The 20,831-nt window shown below is 60.7% G+C and carries 18 protein-coding genes and 1 riboswitch; of the genes, 2 read left to right on the top strand and 16 right to left on the bottom strand.

Going from position 1 to position 20,831, the window contains the following annotated elements; genetic code table 11:
• Positions 1-40: 40 nt before the first annotated feature.
• The 13 genes from H7B90_RS27275 to H7B90_RS27335 all read right to left on the bottom strand — a co-directional run bounded on the left by H7B90_RS27275 (position 41) and on the right by H7B90_RS27335 (position 14,767).
• Positions 41-1,069, bottom strand: coding sequence for an ABC transporter permease (locus H7B90_RS27275; protein ID WP_185139064.1), 1,029 nt, complete (start codon positions 1,067-1,069; stop codon positions 41-43).
• Positions 1,059-1,943, bottom strand: a complete 885-nt coding sequence (locus H7B90_RS27280) for an ABC transporter ATP-binding protein (RefSeq protein WP_185139065.1) — start codon at positions 1,941-1,943, stop codon at positions 1,059-1,061. Before H7B90_RS27280 ends, H7B90_RS27275 begins: the two co-directional genes overlap by 11 nt.
• Positions 1,918-2,328: a GntR family transcriptional regulator gene (locus tag H7B90_RS27285; RefSeq protein WP_185139066.1), complete on the bottom strand. Its 411-nt coding sequence runs from the start codon at positions 2,326-2,328 to the stop codon at positions 1,918-1,920. The genes H7B90_RS27280 and H7B90_RS27285 overlap by 26 nt, the downstream gene beginning before the upstream one ends.
• 328 nt (positions 2,329-2,656) lie before the next feature.
• Positions 2,657-3,943 carry an adenylosuccinate synthase gene (locus H7B90_RS27290; protein ID WP_185139067.1) on the bottom strand — a complete coding sequence of 429 codons (1,287 nt, stop codon included), beginning with the start codon at positions 3,941-3,943 and terminating at the stop codon, positions 2,657-2,659.
• Between the two features lie 885 nt (positions 3,944-4,828).
• Positions 4,829-6,190, bottom strand: coding sequence for a replicative DNA helicase (gene dnaB / locus H7B90_RS27295; protein WP_185139068.1), 1,362 nt, complete (start codon positions 6,188-6,190; stop codon positions 4,829-4,831).
• Between the two features lie 4 nt (positions 6,191-6,194).
• Positions 6,195-6,638, bottom strand: coding sequence for a 50S ribosomal protein L9 (gene rplI / locus H7B90_RS27300; RefSeq protein WP_185139069.1), 444 nt, complete (start codon positions 6,636-6,638; stop codon positions 6,195-6,197).
• A complete protein-coding gene (locus H7B90_RS27305) occupies positions 6,635-8,605 on the bottom strand; it encodes a DHH family phosphoesterase (protein ID WP_185139070.1) in 1,971 nt (656 codons plus the stop codon). Before H7B90_RS27305 ends, rplI begins: the two co-directional genes overlap by 4 nt.
• Positions 8,606-8,680: 75 nt before the next feature.
• Complete coding sequence (locus H7B90_RS27310) at positions 8,681-9,592, bottom strand: DUF2232 domain-containing protein (RefSeq protein ID WP_185139071.1); 912 nt, start codon at positions 9,590-9,592, stop codon at positions 8,681-8,683.
• A gap of 5 nt (positions 9,593-9,597) precedes the next feature.
• On the bottom strand, positions 9,598-9,900 hold the full coding sequence (locus H7B90_RS27315) for a MazG-like family protein (RefSeq protein ID WP_185139072.1): 303 nt from the start codon (positions 9,898-9,900) through the stop codon (positions 9,598-9,600).
• Between the two features lie 263 nt (positions 9,901-10,163).
• Positions 10,164-12,173, bottom strand: a complete 2,010-nt coding sequence (locus tag H7B90_RS27320) for an amidohydrolase family protein (RefSeq protein WP_311772822.1) — start codon at positions 12,171-12,173, stop codon at positions 10,164-10,166.
• 61 nt (positions 12,174-12,234) lie between these two features.
• Positions 12,235-12,675: a CBS domain-containing protein gene (locus tag H7B90_RS27325; RefSeq protein WP_185139073.1), complete on the bottom strand. Its 441-nt coding sequence runs from the start codon at positions 12,673-12,675 to the stop codon at positions 12,235-12,237.
• Between the two features lie 103 nt (positions 12,676-12,778).
• Complete coding sequence (locus H7B90_RS27330; protein ID WP_185139074.1) at positions 12,779-13,852, bottom strand: LCP family protein; 1,074 nt, start codon at positions 13,850-13,852, stop codon at positions 12,779-12,781.
• 132 nt (positions 13,853-13,984) lie between these two features.
• On the bottom strand, positions 13,985-14,767 hold the full coding sequence (locus H7B90_RS27335) for a helix-turn-helix transcriptional regulator (RefSeq protein WP_311772823.1): 783 nt from the start codon (positions 14,765-14,767) through the stop codon (positions 13,985-13,987).
• A 112-nt stretch (positions 14,768-14,879) separates the two neighbouring features.
• Between H7B90_RS27335 and pyk the strand changes: the two genes are divergently transcribed.
• Complete coding sequence (pyk, locus tag H7B90_RS27340; protein WP_185139075.1) at positions 14,880-16,298, top strand: pyruvate kinase; 1,419 nt, start codon at positions 14,880-14,882, stop codon at positions 16,296-16,298.
• A gap of 158 nt (positions 16,299-16,456) precedes the next feature.
• Positions 16,457-16,984 (top strand): nucleotidyltransferase family protein, encoded by a 528-nt coding sequence (locus H7B90_RS27345; protein WP_185139080.1) that lies wholly within the window; start codon positions 16,457-16,459, stop codon positions 16,982-16,984.
• Positions 16,985-17,119: 135 nt separating this feature from the next.
• Here the strand turns inward: H7B90_RS27345 and H7B90_RS27350 are convergent, their stop codons facing one another.
• The 3 genes from H7B90_RS27350 to H7B90_RS27360 form a co-directional block, all read right to left on the bottom strand.
• On the bottom strand, positions 17,120-17,620 hold the full coding sequence (locus H7B90_RS27350; RefSeq protein ID WP_260411257.1) for a ferritin-like domain-containing protein: 501 nt from the start codon (positions 17,618-17,620) through the stop codon (positions 17,120-17,122).
• Between the two features lie 73 nt (positions 17,621-17,693).
• Positions 17,694-18,980, bottom strand: coding sequence for a class II aldolase/adducin family protein (locus H7B90_RS27355; protein ID WP_185139076.1), 1,287 nt, complete (start codon positions 18,978-18,980; stop codon positions 17,694-17,696).
• Between the two features lie 134 nt (positions 18,981-19,114).
• Entirely contained in the window at positions 19,115-20,302 is a 1,188-nt protein-coding gene (locus H7B90_RS27360; RefSeq protein WP_185139077.1) for a KamA family radical SAM protein, read from the bottom strand.
• 211 nt (positions 20,303-20,513) lie between these two features.
• Positions 20,514-20,654: riboswitch (cyclic di-AMP (ydaO/yuaA leader) on the bottom strand.
• Positions 20,655-20,831: the final 177 nt, after the last annotated feature.

The raw sequence follows: 20,831 nt of genomic DNA on the forward strand, positions 1-20,831 counted from the left end.
CTCATTCTCTCACGACGGCAATAGACTTGCGCGGGTGGCTCTATAAGTGAAATCTCATTCTCGTCAGCCGTCTTATGGCCAGCGTACTGAGGACGAAGCCCGCGACGAGTCCGATGTCGTAGCCGATTCTTTTCGAGAAGCCGACGAGCTCCGAGACGAACAATCCCGCGATCATCGAGATGCAGACGACGAAGCCGATCCGAAGCGCCAGCTCCCAGCCGGAGAACACCATCAGCTTCCCGTTGTTCTCCGCCCGGTTCCTCTCGTACGCCAGCATCCCGCAGGTCAGCGCGGCGGCGAGAAGGAGCAGCATGACGAGGGCCTTCAGCCAGGTGAGCCGGTCGTAGTCCGCCGTCAAATACGTCGTCAGGCTCAGCCAGTCGATCAAGCGATCGTGCCAGGCCGACAGCCCGATATCTCCGTCGTAAGGACGAACCACGTCGAACCCCTGAACCTCCAGCGAGCTCCGCAGGATCATGATAAGGCCGGCAGGCAGAATGAACAGAACCAGAGACAGAACCATCTGGAACGCCACCGTGCCGGTGATCGTGCCGACGAACAGAACGAGCGAATAGATCGCGAGAAGGGTCAGCCACGTATAGCCGAGCTCGGCCAAATGATAGGTAAGGCTGAAATAGCCGGAGATAGGCGAATTCAGCACGAGAATCATGTCGATCGCGGTATTGAGCACGACCGTTGCCGTCAGAAGCGCCGCGCCCAGCAGCCACTTGTGCATGTAGATCTGCCGCCGCGAGTACGGAAGGGCGAACAGCAGCTCCTGCGAGCCGTTCTTCCGCTCGGTCCCGAGCTGCACGAGCGCCAGCACGAACATGGCGAGGAGAAGCCACAATCGTCCCGTCGTCTCGTACTCTCCGTTCCCGTAGGCTTCCTGGAAGGGAATACGAGCGTGCCCGATCTGCTGAAGACGGACGTTGACGACAGCCAGCTCCGTGAAGAGCCACCGGTTCATCCGCTGGAATCCGAGAGCCAGGAAGTGAACGACCGGAACCGCCCAGAAAAACAGCCTCGACTGCTCGTATTCCCGGCTCCAGAGCGCCTTAACCCACATCGTTCCCGCCTCCCAGCTTCCACAGATACAAGTCTTCCAGCTTCACCGGCAGAGGCTCGATCAGAATCGGATCGAAGCTCCGCAATTCCTCGTACGCCCGGCCCTCCCCCTCCGTCGAGAGCATCAGCGTGTAGACCCGGCCGATGTGGTCGAGGACGAGGACGTCGTCGGAAGCGAGCCAACGTTCCGGCGCATCGCCCGCGAAGGCGACCTGCAGCTTGACGAACCGGCCGCCGGCTATGTCCTCCGACGTATACGACTCGACGGTTCCGTCCTTGAGGAGCAGGATCGAGTCGGTCATCCGTTCCAGCTCTTCGAGCAGGTGCGAGGAGATGAGGAGAGAGGTGCCCTCCGCGGCCGCCTCCATCAGGAGCGACAGCACCTGCTTCTTCGCGATCGGGTCGACTCCGTTCGTCGGTTCGTCGAGCAGCACGTACCGCGCCTTGGTGGCCAGGCCCAGGGTCGTCGCGAACATCATTTTCATCCCCTTGGAAAATAACCGGACGTTCCGGTCGAGCGGCAATCCGAACCGGCTGAGGGTCGCCCGGAAGTATCCCATGTCGAACCCCGGGTAGATTCGCGAATAGAAGTCGGCGGAGCCGTAAGCCGTATAGCCGTGCCACGATTCCGTATGATCCGGGACGAAGACGACGTCCTTCTTGACGGACGGATAACGGTGGATCGACTTCCCTTCGCACTCGACCGAGCCCGCGTCGGGATCCAGAATGCCCGCCATCGTTCTTAACAGTGTCGTCTTGCCCGCTCCGTTGCGGCCGATTACGCCGGCGACCTGGCCGGGAGCCAGGGCGAAGCCGACGTTCGCCAGCACGGGGCGGCCGTCGATCGATTTATAGAGATTCCGGACGGTCAGCATCCTCTTCCCTCCCATAGCGCTGAATTTCTTCGTTCAACCACTCCGTCAGCCGCCTGCCGCCGATGCCCAGGTGATGCGCCTCCACGACGAGGCGCCTCAGCTCCTCCCGCAGCTTCTGCAGCCGTTCCTTCTCCATGCCCGGGTCGTCGGCCGTCCGCGCCACGAACGCGCCCTTCCCCCGCTGGGAAGCGATCACTCCCTGGCGCTCCAGCTCCTGGTACGCCTTGGCGACCGTGTTGTGGTTGACGAGCAGCAGGGCGGACATCTCCCGCACCGAGGGGATCTTATCCCCTTCCCTCAGGGCGCCCTTCGCGATCAGCTCCTTCACCTGCTGCACGATCTGCTCGTAGATGGGACTTAAGCTTCTCTCGTTAATTTGGAACATCGCTGATCCCGCCCCGCTCCTTCTAGCTGTACCACTTTGACTAGTACACATTGTACACACTTCCATTTAGGAAAATCAAGTAAAGATTGCATCAAGTTGAATCTCATGAAGCCGGCTGTAACTGCGGCGGCGCGTCGTGTTGCGCCTTAGCGAGAGTGAGGAGCAGCTTGCGAATGTACGTAACCTCGTTGCTCTCTTGGCCGGTCATGCGGCACTTTTGGCGAATGTGAGTAACCCAGTTACCCTCTTGGCCGGTCAAGCGCGCGGGAGCAAACAAAAAACCGCTCCCGGCGACCAAGCCGGGAACGGCTGCTTGAAGCGATCTGTCTTACTCGTAAATCGAAGCCACTTGGTTCGTCTGCTCGCGGTTGCGGCCGACGGAGAAGATGGCGATCGGGATGCCGGTCAGCTCGGACACGCGCTCGACGTAGCGGCGGGTGTTCTCCGGCAGATCCGCCAGCGTCTTCGCGCCGGAGATGTCCTCGCTCCAGCCCGGCAGCTCTTCGTAGACGGCTTCGCATTCCGCGAGCGTCTTCAGGTTCGCCGGGTAGTGCTGGATGATCTCCCCGCGGAAGCGGTAAGCGGTGCAGATCTTCACCGTCTCCAGCCCGCTCAGTACGTCGAGCGAGTTGAGCGACAGGCCGGTGATGCCGCTGACGCGGCGGGCATGCCGGACGACGACGGTGTCGAACCAGCCGACGCGGCGCGGACGGCCCGTCACGGTGCCGTACTCGTGCCCCTTGTCGCGGATCCACTGGCCGAGCTCGTCGTGCAGCTCCGTCGGGAACGGACCGTCGCCGACGCGGGTCGTGTACGCCTTCGCGACGCCGATGACCTGCTTGATCTTCGAAGGTCCGACGCCGGAACCGATGCAGACGCCGCCCGCGGACGGGTTGGAGCTCGTGACGAACGGGTACGTGCCTTGGTCGATGTCGAGCATGACGCCTTGGGCGCCTTCGAACAGCACCTTCTTGCCTTCGTCGATCGCGTCGTTCAGCACGACGGACGTGTCGGTGACGTACGGGCGAAGCTTCTCGGCCAGAGCCAGATATTCCTCGATGATCTTGTCCGCTTCCAGCGGCTCGCCGTTGTACATCTGCGTGATGATCTGGTTCTTCTCGGCGATCAGCGTGCGAGCCTTCTCCGCGAATTCTTCCGCCACCATCAGGTCGGCGATGCGGATGCCGTTCCGGGCGGCCTTATCCATATAGCAAGGGCCGATGCCCTTGCGGGTCGTTCCGATCTTGTTGTCGGCCTTGCGGTCTTCCTCCAGGCCGTCCAGCACCAGGTGATAAGGCATGATGACGTGGGCTCGGTCGCTGATCCGCAGGTTGTCGACGCTGAAGCCGTTATCGATAATGTATTGAATCTCTTCGACGAGAGCGGCCGGGTTGATGACCATCCCGTTGCCGATGACGCAGACTTTGTTCTGATTGAAAATGCCGGACGGAATCATGGTCAGCTTGTATTTCTTGTCCTGGATGAGAATCGTGTGGCCGGCATTATTGCCGCCTTGGTAACGGGCTACGACGTCCGCCTTCTCCGCGAGATAGTCGGTGATCTTCCCTTTACCCTCGTCTCCCCATTGCGTTCCAACCACTACAACTGTAGACAAAAGCAATCCCTCCATCCGGCTGATTCGCTCATGCCGGCATGATGATGCCTCCCCCTTGGGCGCATCCCCGGGCCGCGAAGGCGACGACGGCGCGCGCAAAAGCACCGGAGACCGGATTCGTCCCCGATGTACGGCCCGTAAAAGGCCGCAAGACGGCATGATTAGTGTAGCAAGCGCGGGAGGCGAAGTCAATCAAAAGGCGAACAATTGTTTAGACGTCTATATGATCGTTCGGAAATTTTAACGAATTTTTCACACGAAGCCCGAATTCCGCCGCGCTCCTTCTCGGAAACTCCGCCTGAGGATTCAGGCCGCACCGGAACGCCAAGCAGGCCCCGATGCGCGCGCCTCGCGGGGAAGGCCGGTCTCGCGCCAGCCCACGCGGTTTATTGTGCCTCCGGAGCCGGCTTCCATCCGCAAGCTTCGGCATCTTCTCCAGCCGAAAGATGCCAAGACACCCGCATACGACATCGCAGCCCAATCCGCGCCCATTTCGTACACCCCATATTTCGTAACGGACATCACAGACCTTATTTCGCGAAAAACGGCCCTTTTGAAAACGTAACGGACACCGCGAACCTTAAACGCTTCGGGACATGGTTGAAGTAGAAGGTTTCGACGAAATAGGCGCACCTGTGTCCGTTAAAAATCGAAAAAGGCGAATTTCACGTTCTTAACGGCCGCTGTGTCCGTTACGACGGATGAAGCCTCACCCTCCGCATTCATGGCTTAGCGCCAACCCTCTCCGGCTCGAAATAAAATCCCCCTCCACGCAACGAAGCCGAATAAATCTCGGCCTGGCTGTCTGGAGGGGGATCCGGATTTGCCGCTGGATTCCTTGAAGTCCTGAATTCCTTGAACTGTCTTAGGATACGAATAATAGCATCAAGCGCTCTCCTCATGCGTGCGGTCGAGGCTGACGAACTTGTTGAACTGCTTCAGGAAGACGAGCTCCACCGTGCCGACCGGACCGTTCCGCTGCTTGGCGATGATGATCTCGATGATGTTCTTCTTCTCCGTCTCCTGGTTGTAGTAATCGTCCCGATACAGGAACGCGACGATGTCGGCGTCCTGCTCGATCGAGCCCGATTCCCGCAAGTCGGACATCATCGGCCGCTTGTCCTGCCGTTGCTCGACGCCCCGCGACAGCTGCGACAGGGCGATGACCGGAACCTCGAGCTCCCGCGCGATCTGCTTCAGCGTACGCGAGATCTCGGAGACCTCCTGTTGCCGGTTCTCGCCGGCCTTGCCCCGGCCTTGGATGAGCTGCAGGTAGTCGATGAGGATCATTCCGAGCCCCTTCTCCTTCTTCAGCCTCCGGCACTTGGCCCGGATGTCCGCGACCGTGATGCCCGGCGTATCGTCGATGTACACCTCGGCCTCGGACAAGGCGCCGATCGCCATCGTCAGCTTCTCCCAGTCGTCGCCTTCGAGATAACCGGTCCGCATTCGCCCCGCGTCCACGTTGGACTCCGCGCACACCATCCGCTGCACGAGCTGGGCGGCCGACATCTCGAGACTGAAGATGGCGACCGTCTCGCCGGCGCGCACCGCGACGTTCTGCGCGATATTCAGGGCGAACGCGGTCTTCCCGACGGAAGGACGCGCCGCCACGATGATGAGGTCGCTTCGCTGGAAGCCGGCCGTCATCTTGTCCAGGTCGCGGAACCCGGACGGGATGCCCGTCGTTCCGCCCTTGTGGTTGTAGAGGAACTCGACGCGGTCGAACACTTCCATCAGAACGTCGCGAATGCTGATGAAGCCGGACGTGGAGCGCCGGTTCGAGATCTCCATGATGCGCTGCTCGGCGTCGTTGATGAGGGAGCCGACGTCTTCCTCGGCGGCGAAGCCGTTCGAGACGATCTGCGTCGCCGTCCGGATAAGCCGCCGGATCATCGACTTCTCTTCGACGATCTGCGCGTAATACTCGACGTTCGCGGCCGTAGGCACCGCATTGGCCAGCTTCGCCAGATAGGTGACCCCGCCGATCTCCTCCAGCTGGCTCTTGTCTTGCAGGCGGGCGGTCAGCGTGACGAGATCGAGCGGCTGGTTGTCGTCGTTCAGATCCGTCATCGCTTCGAAAATTCTCTGGTGGGCTACGCTGTAGAAATCCTCCGCCCGAATCCGCTCCATCGCCGTGATCAGCGCTTCGGTCTCGAGCAGAATCGCGCCGAGCACGGCCTGCTCCGCCTCCAGGTTCTGGGGCGGAATGCGGCCTTCGAGAATCGGTTCCACGCTTGCGTTCATGAGGTCATTCCTCCACGACTTGCACGTTCAGCGTGCCTTTCACGTCGGGGTACAATTTGAGCGGCACCTTCGTCACGCCGAGCGTCCGGATCGGATCGTCGAGCTCGATCTTGCGCTTGTCGATCGTGATCTTCTGCTTCTCCAGCGCTTCGGCGATCTGCTTGCTCGTGATCGCGCCGAACAGCCGTCCGCCTTCCCCGGCCTTCGCCTTGATGACGACCGTCATCTCGGAGAGCTTCGCCGCGAGAGCCTGCGCTTCTTCCTTCTCCCGCTCCTTCTTCTTCTGAACGGACGCGTTGATCTGGTCGAGCGTCTTCTTGGCGCCTTCGGTCGCGATCTGGACGTAACCCTTCGGCAGCAGGAAGTTGCGCGCGTAGCCTTCCGACACTTCCTTCACTTCGCCTTTCTTGCCTTGGCCCTTCACGTCTTGCAGGAAAATGACTTTCATTCCGGAATCCCCTCTTCCCCTTCGAATTCTTTAAGCACTTGCTTCAGCTTGGCGGCCACTTCCTGAACGGTGCAGCCCTGCATCTGGGCGGCGGCGTTCGTCAGATGGCCGCCTCCTCCCATGCGTTCCATGACGACTTGCACGTTGATCTGGCCGAGCGAGCGGGCGCTGATGCCGACCAGTCCGTCCGGGCGCAGCCCGATGACGAACGAAGCGCGGATCCCCGTCATGTTGAGCAAAGTGTCGGCCGCCTGCGCGATGAGCAGCTGGGGCACCGCCTTGCCCGTATCGGCGACCGCGATCGCGATGTGCTCGCGATAGGTCTCCGCATGCTGGATAATCTCCGCCTTCTTGATGTATTCCTCGAGGTCCTCCTTCAGCATCCGCTGGATGAGCGTCGGATCGGCGCCGTTGCGGCGCAGGAACGAAGCCGCCTCGAACGTCCGCGAGCCCGTGCGCATCGAGAAGCTCTTCGTGTCGACCGTAATGCCCGCCAGCAGCGCCGTCGCCTCCCGCACCTCCAGGACGACCCGCTCGTGGATATACTGGAGCAGCTCCGTCACCAGCTCGCACGTCGAGGACGCGTAAGGCTCCATGTAGACGAGCACCGCGTCGTCGATGAATTCCTCGCTGCGGCGATGGTGGTCGATGACGACGACCCGGTCCGTCTGCTGGAGCAGCCTCGGCTCCGCCACCATCGAAGCCCGGTGCGTGTCGACGACGACGGCGAGCGACCTCTTGTTCGTGATAGCGAGCCCCTGCTCCGGGGTGATGAACCGCTTGGCCAGCTTCTCGTCCTCCCGGATCATCTCCATCATCCGCTGGATGGCCGGGTTGACCCCCTCCAGCACGACGAACGCTTCCTTGCCGAACTGGCATGCCGCCTTCACCACCCCGATCGCGGCTCCAACGGAGTCCATGTCCGGCATCTTGTGCCCCATGATGACGATGTTCTCGCTCTCCTTCATCAGGTCGCGAAGGGCGTGCGAGATGACCCGGGCCCGGACTCTCGTCCGCTTCTCGACGGCGTTGCTCTTGCCGCCGTAGAAGCTCTGGCGCTGGCCGAACTTCACGACGGCCTGGTCGCCGCCGCGGCCGAGCGCGATGTCGAGGCTGCCCTGCGCCAGGTGGCCCAGCTCGACGATGTCGTCCGTGCCCGAAGCGAAGCCGATGGAGAGCGTCATCGGCAGCTTCAGGTTCATCGTGATCTCGCGCACGTCGTCAAGCAGATCGAACCGGGTCTGCTCCAGCTGGCGGAGAGCGAACTGGTTGGCGACGATCATGTACTTGTCCGAGGAGAGCCTCCGGAGGAACAGGCCGTATTTCTGCGCCCATTCGTTGATCTCCGCCGTCACCTTCGACAGCATGAGCGCGCGCTGCTGCTCGTCCATGCCTTGGGCCACCTCTTCGAGGTTGTCCATCATGACGATCCCGAGCGCCAGCTTCTCGTCCTCGTACCGCTTGGACAGCGTCCAGCTGTCCGTGATGTCGGTGACGTACAGCATCCTCTCCTGCTGCCGGTAGAGCAGCTCGTAGACGCGCCCGTTCAAGGTCGTCTCGGCTTTGTTCGCTTCCTTGTCCTTCGTCTGGACCTGCTGCGCCGGGAACAGCTCCGTCAGCGGGACGCCGACGACCGACGAACGCCCCGTGATCGAAGAGATGTACGCGTTATGCCATTGGACTTCCTTCTCTTCGTTATAGAGGATGATGCCGAACGGCAGCGTGCCGATCACGTCGTTGCCCACGCCCTTGATGCGGTGGGAGAGGGTCAGCACGTAATCGTTCAATTCCTTGCGGAAGGCGCGTTCCGCGAGCATCGCGTAGACGCCCACCGCTCCGCCGAGCGCCAGCCCGACGAGTCCCAGCACCCACTGGTACCAAGCGAGGGCGATCGTAAGCAGCAAGATCAGCACCAGTGCCCATACGTTGTGCATGCCGTGCCATCGCTGAACGAGAAACTTGGGCATCTAAAGCTCCGCTCCCTTGTATGGACCGCCTCGCGCCCGGCGCGCCGCCGGCGGTCCCGTTGTTACTGTAACGCTCTATTGCTTGGTGAAGTATCTGCGCAGGGGAAAAGCCGTATCGATCAATCCGACCAGGTAGAACGGATGGAACAGCAGAATGACGATCGCGATCAGGAAGGGAGCGGCTCTCGGCCACTTCTTCATGTCCGCGAGATAGTAAAAGAAAGCGATCGCCTGCACGATGAAGGCGAACTGGAGAACCGGGACGGCGTTGGCCGCGACCGTGCCCCAGAACCCGTTGTTGTCCGGCGAGATGGCGTAGCTGAGGATCAGGGCGATCAAGTAATAGAGTACGAGACTGCGCGGCAGCATCCAATTCTTCATCGGAGGCATCGCGGGCACCACGATTCCCATCGTTCCGAGCGCTCGCCGGGACAAGGCATGAGTCACGACGGCCAGCAGGAACGAAGACAGGAGCAGCAGCGAAGGAAGCATCTTCACGAACGCGTCGCCAATCGACACGGCCGCGTCGCTCGCCCAATTGGCCGGAAGCAGGGTACCGGACGTCTGCAGCTGCTTAAGCGCTTCTTCGATCATGCCGGACAATTCCGCGGACAGGTCGATATCGTACTGGATCGAGAAAATCGTCAACTGCACGAGGAACTGCGCCAGCAGAACGATCGTGGCTACGGTGACGACGGTTCGGGCGGATAGGCGCCTCTTGTACATATGACCCATGATCGCGGACGGGATCAGGAAGAAGAACCCGAACGTCAGCGGGATGAGCGAATACGATCCCAGCAACGCGAAAGAGGCTAACCCGATGCACGCCGCGTGCACCAGGAACGGAATCGGCTTCAGCATCGTGTACAGGACGACCAAGGGCACCATGAGCAGGAACAAGGTTACGACGATGAGCTTCGTTGGGATGCTGAGCAGCAGAAGCAGCGCCGCGGCGCTCCATGCCACGGACTTCCAGCCGATCTTCAAAGGGGTCACCTCTTGCGGATATGTTCTTCTAACGCTGACAGATCTCGGTATTGATCCTCCAGCTGATGTCCTTCTTGCTTCAGCTTGGCGAGCTTATCGGCCAAGGCGTCGTCCAGGTCCCGGTACGAGACGCCGAGACGCCGTCCCAGAATGTAGACCCCGGCGACCAGACCGGCCAAGGCGTCCGTGATCCGGACCGCGCTGCCGTCCCACATCGCCTTGAACAAACGGGATACTTGATCGACCACTTCGGTCTTCAGCCACTCGATCATTCTCGCCCGAGTGGCGACATCCATATCTCGTTCCATCGCTTGACCACCTCCAAGGAAGATACGGCCTCCGGCGACCGGAAGCCCGATGGAGATCATTCAGCCGGATGAACGTTCTGGATGCTGGCGAACCCTGAATGATCAAGCTCATCCTCGCGCGTCTGCCCAGAAAGCTGCAATCTTCATTATATCACATAAACTCCTGGAGTCCGCAATGCGCAAATCCTTGCTGTTCCGGCGAATCGACCCTCTTCCTGGGATCAGAAAAGGCTTTGCCGCCCGGGCAAAGCCTCCGTCGTCTCTCAGTTCCTCTCCGCTCTCCACCCTTCCTCACCGCGGGACAGCGTCCAGCCGAACGAGCGCAGCGTCCCGATCGGCATATAGCCGCGGCTGCCGATGGACAGCAGCTCGGCCCCGCCGCCATCCCACTCGAGCCGATAGCCCCGCTCCAGCAGAAGCTCGCCGGGCTCGGGCTCTTCGATCCGGGCCTCCGCGGCCGCCTCCGCCCCGAGCGTGCCTCCCCCGCCGACGGCCAGCTTGAACGCGCGGTCCTCCCGGCTCCACCGCAGCGAGTAGCCCTGGAGCTTCAGCACCTCCGCGTCGACGTAGTCCTCCCCGCGGTAGCTTACGACCGGCACTTGCCGGCCGCCGCCGATCGCGAGATTCCCCGAGCGCACGCGATAGCGGACGAACTCGCTGCGGATCGGTTGCCCGGCGCGAACGTCCTTGTGCAGCCCCTTCTCGTCCAGCGCCACCTGCCCGTTCACCAGGACGTACTTGATGCCGGCCGATGTCAGGCTCGGCTTCTCGACCGTCGAACGGTCGCTGATCTCGCCCGGGTCGAAGACGACGATGTCGGCGTCCATCCCGCGGGAGATCCGCCCCTTCTTCCGCAGCGCGGGAGCCTGCTTCTCCAGCCGCCTGGCCGGCATGAGCGTCATCTTGTCGATAGCCTCCATGAGAGAGAGGACTTTATGCTCCCTGACGTACAGGCCGATCGTGCGGGCGAACGTTCCCGAAGCCCGGGGGTGGTTGTTGTAGCCGGGCTCGAGAATGGCGTCGCTGCCGATCATCACGAACGGCGACCGCAGCGACTCCCGGATGTCTTCCTCCGGGATGGCGTAGGCGACCGCCAGCTTGCCCTCCTTCTTGTACTTCTTGTACGTCTTCTCCGTCAGACGCTCCGAGGTGCCCGCGATCTGCAGGTCCTTGTACGTGATCCGGAAGCGCTTCTGCCAACCCTCGTCGAATCTCGCCGAATCGAGGTACGTCCCCCAATAATCGTAGGGATAGGTGCAGGCGGTCATGTCCAGCCCTTGGTCCCGGGCTTCCTCCAGCATCTTCAGCGATCGCAGCATCGAGAAGGTGCCGCCCGTGCTGTTGATATGGTCGACGTGCACCGAAGCCCCGGTCCGCTCGGCATAGCCGATCAGCTCGCGGATCGCGTCGAGGTTTGTGCCGGGCTCCTCCATGTCCGAATAGCGGGCGTGAAAATAGACCGGAACGTTGTACCTCTGGGCTACTCTCATGAGAGGCACGATCTCGGGCGCCTGGATGCCCGGCACGTACTCCAGGCTGAACGAGATGCCGAGCGCCCCTTGATTGAGCGCTTGCTCGGCTTGGGCCGTCAGCTCCGCGATCTGCTCCGGCGACGCGGAATCGTAGCGGCTGAGGGCGAATTTATTGCGGGCCTGGGTGTAGAAGAAGGAGGCGCCGAAATGCAGCGGGGTCCGGTTGCGGGCGTAATACGAGTACCACTTGCCGGGCGATGCGGTTCCGCCGTGCATGGCGATGTTGCTCGTCACCCCGTCGGCGAGCTTGTTCCAGACGCCCACCGGATTCGGGTCGTACGACAGGTTGTCGATGAAGCCCGGAGACACGACGAGTCCCTTCGCGTCGATGACCCGCTCTCCCGCGATCGGCCGATCGGTCACGAGCGCGATCCGGCCGTCCTCGACGGCGACGTTCAGGCCTTCCCGGTCCAGCTTCGTCTCCGGATTGATCACCCGGCCTCCCCGAATGACGATGTCGTATACCCTCCTCGACTCCTCCGGGGTCGGACGGTCGATCCCTGCGGCATCCGCCGCGGCGTCCGCGGGCGCAACGGCCGCAGCCCCCTTCGCCGGAGCGGAGGGGGCTGAAGCCGGGCGGCGGAGAAGCGGCGAATGGCCGATCCCCGATGCGCCGGCGACGATTAGGATTAGTGCAAGGGTATATCCGATCATCTTCTTGATTCGCTTGCGATCGTCGTTCCGACTGTCGTTGCGGTTGTCGTTCCGAATGTCCATGCGGTCGTTCCGAGTCTTCTTCACGCCTCGCCTAGCCTCCGCTTCGGTCCGCCGCGGACGGCAGACTTCCATCATTTGCTAGGTATCAGGCTTCCCTGCGGACGGGCTTCTCATCCATCGCGGGCGGCAGCAGCAGCCGTTCGCAATAATCGATAATATCGCTGCGGCGGACGATGCCGATGAAGCTGCCCATGTCGTCGATGACGGGAACGAAATTCTGCGTCTTGGCCAGCGAGATCAGATCCTCCATGTTGGCTTCGATCTGAACGGGCCGGATGTTCACGCGAAGCGGAACCTCCGACAGCAGAACCCGATGGGCGTTCTCGAAGCCGACGTCCGGACGGCTCTTCATGAACCAGAGCAGGTCCCCTTCGGTCACGGTCCCGATATACTTCCCGTCGTCGCTAAGGACGGGAACCGCGGTGTACCGATGCCGCTCCATTCTCTCCAGCGTCTGGCGCAGGGTCGCGCTCTCGGGCAGACAGACAACCTCCTGCTTCGGCAGAAGGAAAAAAGCGATGTTCATCTTTTCCTCTCCTCCGTCATTCAACGGTGTGGCTGCATGCGTTAGTCCGCCTTCATTATACCATGGCCTCTTCCCGAATCACCACGCCGCGAAGCGCCGATGCTCAGGAGGCCGCCGCTTGCGAAGCGCCGGCGGTCTGCCTGGCGGCCGTTCCTCCGGCTGTTCCAGCGGCAGTTCCCGCGCCCGTCTCGCCCGGCAGCGTCAGCTCCGCCGCCGGCGTATCGGCGTCGAGCCACTTGGCGATCGTCGTACGCACCTGCGCGAGATCGTTGTCGTTAAGGACGAAGTACCACAGGTTCTGCGAGCCCATCCGCGCGCCGGAGCCCTTCAGCGTATAGCTGCGGATGCGATGGTCGGTCTGCAGGAATTGCTTGGCCAGGTCGGTCATGGCCGAAGGCGGCAGATCGGTGCGGAAGTTGTCTCCGACAATGCCGAGCAGCTCGGGGATCTTATCCCACTGCTTAAGCGAAGACGCCTTGCGCATGATGGCTTCGAGGAACACGCGGTTGCGCTCCGTCCGGGAGACGTCCCCGCCCGCGTCCTCGCGGTAACGCACGTAATTCAGAGCTTCCTGTCCGGTGTAGCTGTCCTTGTTCGCCTTGATCGTGAACTTCTCGTGATCCTTGCCCTTGTTGACGATGTCCTTCGTAATCGGCAGCGAGATGCCGCCGAGGGTGTCGACCGCCTCCACGAAGCCTTCGAAGTTGATCGAGGCGTAATGGTCGACGTGCGCGTCGAGCAGCTTCTGCACGCTGTTCACCGCCATCTCCGGACCGCCGTACGCGTACGCGTGGGTGATCTTGTCCTTCTTGTCCTTACCTACGATATCGGCGTACGAGTCGCGGGGAACGGACACCATGAGCACGTTGCCGTCCTTCGGGCGGACGACGGTGTAGATCAGCGTGTCCGAACGGCCCCGGGTCTGGCCCGGGCGCGCGTCGACGCCCATCAGCAGCAGCGTGAACGGCTCCGTGACCGCCGGCGGCTCGGACTCCGCGGGACGGTCCGTCAGCGGCTGGTACGTATCCGCCAGCTTCGCCTCGACCCGCTTGGACAGGAACGTGTCGAAGCCCCAGGCGGCCAGCGTCCCCCGGTTGGCGTAGCCGATCCCCGACAGAATCAGCAGAACGGCGATGAGACTTATAGCGATTCTTGCATATCTACGATGTTTATTCATGATGAGTATCCTCTATTCCTTTCTGACTGGATCTGGCTGCATTCGCTCTCCTTCTATAAGACGAGGGAACGGAGGCCCCGGTTACAGGCCGGAGCGTGCTTCATTCTGGCAGCTTCGCTACCCTCTCCCTCTCTATCCTCTTCTGTCCTTCATATAATCGGAAGGGTTCTTGCCCGTAGCCCTCTTGAACAGACGGTGAAAATAGGAAACGTCCGGATACCCGAGCAGGTCCGCGATCTCCCCTACCGTCAGCAGCGAATCCGATAGCAGATAGACGGCCTTCTTAATCCTCGTGGCGTGGACGTATTCGCTGATCGTCTGTCCGGTCGCGCGGCGGAACAGCGCCGCGGCGTAGTTCGGGCTGCGGCCGATATGGTCGCCGAGCGTTTCCTTCGTGATTTTCTCGCGGTAATGCTCGAGAATGTAATCCTTCATCCGCTGCGCGTGGTAGTCGACGGCGGCGGTTACCGGCCCCGAGCTCCACTCGCGGTTCCACAGCACGAGCAGCTCCAGCGCGATCGCAGATCCCCGCAAGCCCGCGTAGGCGGTCCGGTCGGCCCACTCCTCGGCGATCGTCCGGAATCGCGACGCGGCCCATTCGAACATCGCCGGCTTGAGCTTGCGCCACTGCCGATCCGTGAGCCACGGGAGCTCCTCTAGTCCCGCTCCCGCCGCCGCGAACTTCGCCACGTACTTCTCGTGGAAAACGGAAGGGATGCTCTTGGCGTAATAAGCCATTCCCGCCGGGATCAGCAGCGCGTCGCCCTTCTCCGCGATGACCTTGTCCGCGCCCAGCCAATAGACGCACTTGCCGTAATTCAGCAGCACGAGCGTGAACAGGAGGCTGTCGCCCGACTCCTCCTCGAACCATTCCATCACCCGGTCGTGCCTTACTTCGCGCAATCTTATCGCCACAATCGTCCCGCACCGCCTACAGTACTATGATCCATATAGAATACTATATTTCATATGGAAATGATAGATTTAGAGCTACAATAGAGGCAACCATCATCTGGAGGGATACGACTTGAGGAAGACGAAGATCATCTGTACCATGGGGCCGGCTTGCGACTCCGTCGACGTGTTGAAGCGCATGATCGAGGCCGGGATGAACGTGGCGCGCCTGAACATGGCCCACGGCGAATTGAGCGATCACAGCGGCCGGATGGAACGGATTCGCCAGGCGGCCCGAGAGACCGGAACGATCGTGCCGATTCTGATGGACATCAAGGGGCCGGAAGTGCGGATCGGCAAGCTGAAGGAAGCTTCGTACGAGCTGAAAGCCGGCAACCTGCTGACGCTGACGACCGAGATTCAGCCGGGCGACGCGGAGACGATCTCCGTCAACTACTCCGAGCTTCCGCTCGTGGTGAAGCCGGGCAACTCGATTCTGATCGACGACGGCTTGATCCAACTGACCGTCGAATCGGTCACCGAGAAGACGGTCGTCTGCCGCATCGTGAGCGGCGGCACGATCAAGCCGAACAAGGGCGTCAACCTGCCCGGCATTCGCACGACGCTGCCGGGCGTGACGGAACGGGACGTCCGCCACATCGCGTTCGGAGTCGAGCAAGGCATCGACATCATCGCGGCTTCCTTCGTGCGCCGCGCCGAAGACATTCTGCAGATCCGGGCGCTGCTGGAAGAGCAGAACGCGGGCCATATCCAGATCATCTCCAAGATCGAGAACGAAGAAGGCGTCGACAACCTCGACGCGATCATCGAAGCGTCGGACGGCATCATGGTCGCCCGCGGCGACCTCGGCGTCGAGATTCCGGTCGAGGATGTGCCGATGATCCAGCGCGAGATGATCGAGAAGTGCAACCTGGCCGGCAAGCCGGTCATCGTCGCCACGCACATGCTCGACTCGATGCAGGTCAATCCGCGCCCGACGCGCGCCGAAGTGAGCGATACCGCCAACGCCGTGCTGCAAGGCGCCGACTCCATCATGCTGTCCGGCGAATCGGCGGCGGGCAAGTATCCGGTCGAATCCGTCGCCACGATGGCTTCGATCGCCGTGAAGGCCGAGTCGATCTACGACTGCTCGACCAGCGCCAGCAACCGGCTGAAGAACGACCTGCCGACTTCGGTTACCGAGATCATCAGCCAGGCGGTCGTCAGCTCCTCCCGCAAGCTCGACGCCAAGGCGATTCTGACGCCGACTGTCAGCGGCTACACCGCGCGCATGGTGTCCAAGTACCGCCCGAAGGCGCCGGTCGTCGCCATCACGCCGGACGAGCGCGTGCTGGCCCGCCTGTCCCTGTTGTGGGGCGTCATCCCGGTCAAGGGAGAAGCGACCGAATCGACCGACCATATGATCGAGTCGGCGCTCGACAACGGCAGCAAGACCGGCCTGCTGAAGTCCGGCGACTACGTCGTCATCTCCGCGGGAACGCCGGCCGGCGTCTCCGGAGTGACCAACCTGATCAAGATCCAGCAAGTGTAAGCGGCTGCTCGCTTTTTGTTCTTCGTTAGACTCGAAAGAGACATTCGACTGATCGCGGTCTTGAATGTCTCTTTTTTGAATTCGATTCCCGAGGGGCGGTGGTTTGAATATTAGCCAGCGAGCAGGATATCGTCCGACTTGTGAGCGACGATGATTGGATGATGGAAATATTGCGCAACGTCAAGTCTCTGAATTTGCCCGACTGGTGGGTATGCGCAGGTTTCGTTCGATCGAAAATCTGGGATACGCTTCATGATTTTACGGAACGAACGCCGTTGTCCGACGTGGATGTCGTCTATTTCGACAAGAGCCATCTCGATGAAAAGATAGAAAAGGAATTGGAGCAGAAGCTTAAAAGGTTAAACCCGCTAATCCCTTGGTCTGTCAAAAACGAAGCGAGAATGCACCTTGCCAACCGCATTCCGCCCTATTCCTCCTCGGAGGACGCCATCTCCAAATTTCCCGAAACGGCGACGGCACTGGGGCTTGCATTAGATGAACAGAATCATGTCGTCCTGACAGCCCCTTGCGGGATTCATGACGTTTTAAATATGCGGATAAAGCCGACCCCTTTTTTTAACGAGACGCAAGAAAGAGCAAAAATTTACGAGAAACGTATCGTTGAGAAGAATTGGACAAGCGTTTGGAGCAAGGTCACGGTCCATCCCATTGTGCCAACCTCTTAATCCGTATCCAATATGTCAAATATGCCAAGACAGCCTGAAAGCCGGCGTCGATACGCCGGCTTTTTTGAATGTTCTTGCGTCGCAACCTAAATTCAATCCTGTTGACCCTTGTGATTGTATAACCGTACCCGCCGCCTACCGTTTCCCGCCCGTCTTCGTCATCCCGATCTGTCCGATCAAGTAATTGTACTTGTCCGCATGCTTGAGTTCGTCCAGCATGACGCCGAAGACGGTGTCCTTGTAGATGCCGGTCGGAAGCCCGAACCATAGCCTGCGGTACCTCTCCACCGCTCCGAGCTCTCCGAACAGCGCGGTCTTCAACCCTTCCGCGTAGGACGCCGGCTTCTTCGGCGTCTCCTCTCCTCCTTCGCCGGCGGGCTGCCCCGTCAGCTCGTGAAGCATCTCGCGGAACATCCGGTTATGACCTCTCTCGTCGTCCCGGATCGAAGCGATGATGTCGGCCTGTTCCTTCCCCGGAGCCAGACGGATCAGCTCGTCGTAGAACAGTTCGTCGGCCTTCTCGCCCTGAACCGACTGCCTCATGATCTCCAACGCGTCGTTGTAGCTTGTGGCCCAGACGGGTTGGAAAGTGGACGCTCGGTACCACCCGTACCCGTGCGCATAGCTCAAATACAAGGTCGTTCGCCTCCCTGCGATGCTTTGCTACTTGTCATCGTATGTGCGAACGCCTAAATGGGTGATCCCATCTTTACAATCGGAAAGCTTCTTCCAGCTCTCGAATGCTGGCCTCGTCGATCGGGGCGATCGCGCCCAGTCCCTCCGCCTCGATAATCGACTTCGCGCTGTATTCCGCCACCTCGAGCCGATCGAACGCCTGAAGCAGAGAGTTCCCCGTGGCGATGACGCAGTTGTTCTCGACGACGGCGACGGGAACGTCGGGCGTGAACCGATCCGCCGTGCCCTCCGCGTCTTCGTAGACGGAGAGGAAGGGAAGCTTCGGCAGGCTCCGCAGCAGAATGTAGCTCTCCGGGATCGTCCGCGAGTCGAACTTCCGCTCCGTCACCGCGAACGCCATAACGTGCGGCGAGTGGGAGACGAGCACGGAACGGATGTGCGGCTGGCGCTCGTAGATCCGGCGGTGCAGCAGGGCCGACCGGCTCGGACTCTTCCCCTTCTCGGCCCTCCCTCGGTCGATAAGAACCAGATCCTCGGGAGAGAGAATCTTCCGATCGAGCCCGTGTGGAGTGATCAGGAACCGGTCGTCGCCCAGCTTGACCGAGAACGTGCCCTGCGTGCTGGTGAACAGCCTCTGTTCGTACGCTCGGTGGATGAGCTCGCACATATCGCGGCGTGCTTCCCTCTCGTCGGTCGGGATCCGATCCGGCTCGAATTCAGAGAGCGTCGGCGGTTCCTCGATCCGCGCCTTCTCCAGCAGCTCCGAGGCGATCGCCCGCGGGGTCCCGATCCGGCGGGCCAGAATCTCCGTGCGGGCGCAGAACTCGAGCGTCTCGAACGTCTTGAACGCCTCCATCAGCGTCGTTCCCCCGACGACGCCGCCGTGGTTCTCCAGCATGACGGCGTGCTTGCCTTCCGCGAACACCCGGGCGATGTTCGCCCCGAGCCGGTCGCTCCCGGGCAGGGCGTAATCGGCCATGCCGACTTCCCCGCAGATCTCGCGCTCGCCCGGCAGCATGCCCACGTTCGGGACGCGTCGCACGATGCTGAAGGAGACGAGCGACGGCGGATGCGCGTGCACGATGGCCCTCAGATCGGGCCTCGACCGATAGATCGCCTGGTGAAAAGGAAACTCGCTCGAAGGCTTGTGACGCCCGTCGATTCGTCCGTCGGACGTCACCCGCACGATGTCCGCTCTCCCGAGCGATCCTTTATCGACTCCGCCAGGGGTAATCCAGATATCTCCGTTCTCGTCCAGGATCGACAGGTTGCCGCCGGACGTCGTCGTCATTCCGTAGCGATAAATGCGTTCGATCATCCGGATGATCTGATCGGCCGGATGCAGATAGTCGAAGTTCATGGGCGCGTCTCCCTTGTCCTATGTCATCTTGGCATGGTTCGGCATTGCGAATGCGCCCCTAGAATACCACATTTCCGATCCGGCAGATCATGATCCATATCACAGCAGTTGCCGATCGGGGAACAGCCTGCCCGTCATGTCGACGCTTTGCGTATAGGATGGGAAGCCCGGGACGGCAGGTCCGGCAATTCGTTGACGGAGACGACGTCTTCCGTTCTTTTCTTCGGCCGCGTCCAGTACCGCTCGCTTCCCGGAAGATCGTCGAACCACGCGGCATCGGGAGGACAATCCAGCGTCATGAACTTGCCGTATTGGCCGTCTCTCGATTGGTGGTACTTCAGGTAGGCTTTGCCGTCCTCGATGGCCAGAATCTCGATCTTGCCCGACGTATGGCTCATGGACAAGCGAACTCGCTTCCCCAATCCCGATGTGAGCGCTTTGGCTTCTTCCACCAGCCGGTAGACCCGTTCCAGCGGCAGCACGAAGTCGCGATTGCCGGCCACGGGGCGATTCACGAAGAAGTAATAAGGAGTCACTCCCGCCCAGCTCAGCTTGTCGAGAAGTTCGCCAAGCACCTTGGAATCGTCGTTGATTCCTCGCAGGATGGGTGTCTGGTTCACGACGATGACTCCCGCGTTATGGAGAGCCTCGAAGCCCCGTACGGCTTCGGGCGTTATTTCCCTCGGATGATTGATATGCGCCATGACATAAATCCGTTTATCCGGCGTAGAGAACGTCTTCAGAGTCTCCAGCAGCGATTCGTCCTCGTAGATGCGCATCGGATTGAAGACCGGGATCTTCGATCCGAGACGGATAATGCGAACATGCTCGATCTCCCTTAGCCGAGTCAAGATGGCTTGCAGCTTGGGAGTAGCGAGGATCAGACTGTCCCCTCCGGTCAGAAGAACGTTGCTGATCCGCGGCTGGCTCGCGATATATCGCAATCCCGGCTCGACGTCGGTCGTCGCTTCTTTCACGTCGTTGCGGAACAATCTTTTGCGGAAGCAGTAGCGACAGTAAGCCCCGCATACCTCGGATACGATCAAGAGGGCCGTCGATTCGTACTTGTGTTGACAGCCCGGCACGACATAATTCGTATCTTCGTCGGAAGCGTCCCAGCGTCCGTATTCCTTCAGTTCCCCTTCGTTCGGAATGACGAGCTTGCGAATCGGATCGTTCGGGTCGTCCCAATCGATCAAGTTCAAATAATAGTCGTTCACTCGGAAAACGAATTTGTTCGTAATCGGCTTCAGCTTCTCCCTCTCCGCTTCCGGCAGCTGCTCGATCTTCCCGATGTCGGTTCTATACTTGGGTTGTGGCACTTGCGATTCCTCCTCAAGTGATATAATCGAACTTCTGACTCGGCCCCCCGGAACCCGTACTCCCCCCTCTCCAATCAGCAAAAAAAGACCCTTCGGCGATCAGACTCGATGGGCGAGTCCGTGCCGTGAGGGCCTCTTATAGACGCAAAAAGACCCTCGAAGGGTCAAAATCTGCGTGTCTGCTGCGTGTGCGCGCTTCGGTTAAAACGCGGTTTGACCCATCCAAAGCCTACGAGGTTAGCTGACGGGCTCGGGATAGATGGTTCCCTACATTCCGGCCGGAATGATACGCCCCAATTACGTTGGTTCCCCCGCTTCCCGGCTGATGCCGGGAACTAAGCTTAATAAAAGCATAGTTTATTCGAAAGCGTATGTCAATTCTTAGCAACTCTCAAAATGACCCGCCGCAAAAAAGTACCGGACATCGCGGCCGTTAAGGAGGCTGAATTGGCGCCAGAGGAGATGGCGTAGACCGAGAGTAGAATGTATGCGAATGGGGCCCATGGCAGTAAGAAAAACGCCTGACGGC

Origin of the sequence: Cohnella xylanilytica, assembly GCF_014212175.1 — a bacterium.
Lineage (GTDB): Bacteria > Bacillota > Bacilli > Paenibacillales > Paenibacillaceae > Cohnella > Cohnella xylanilytica.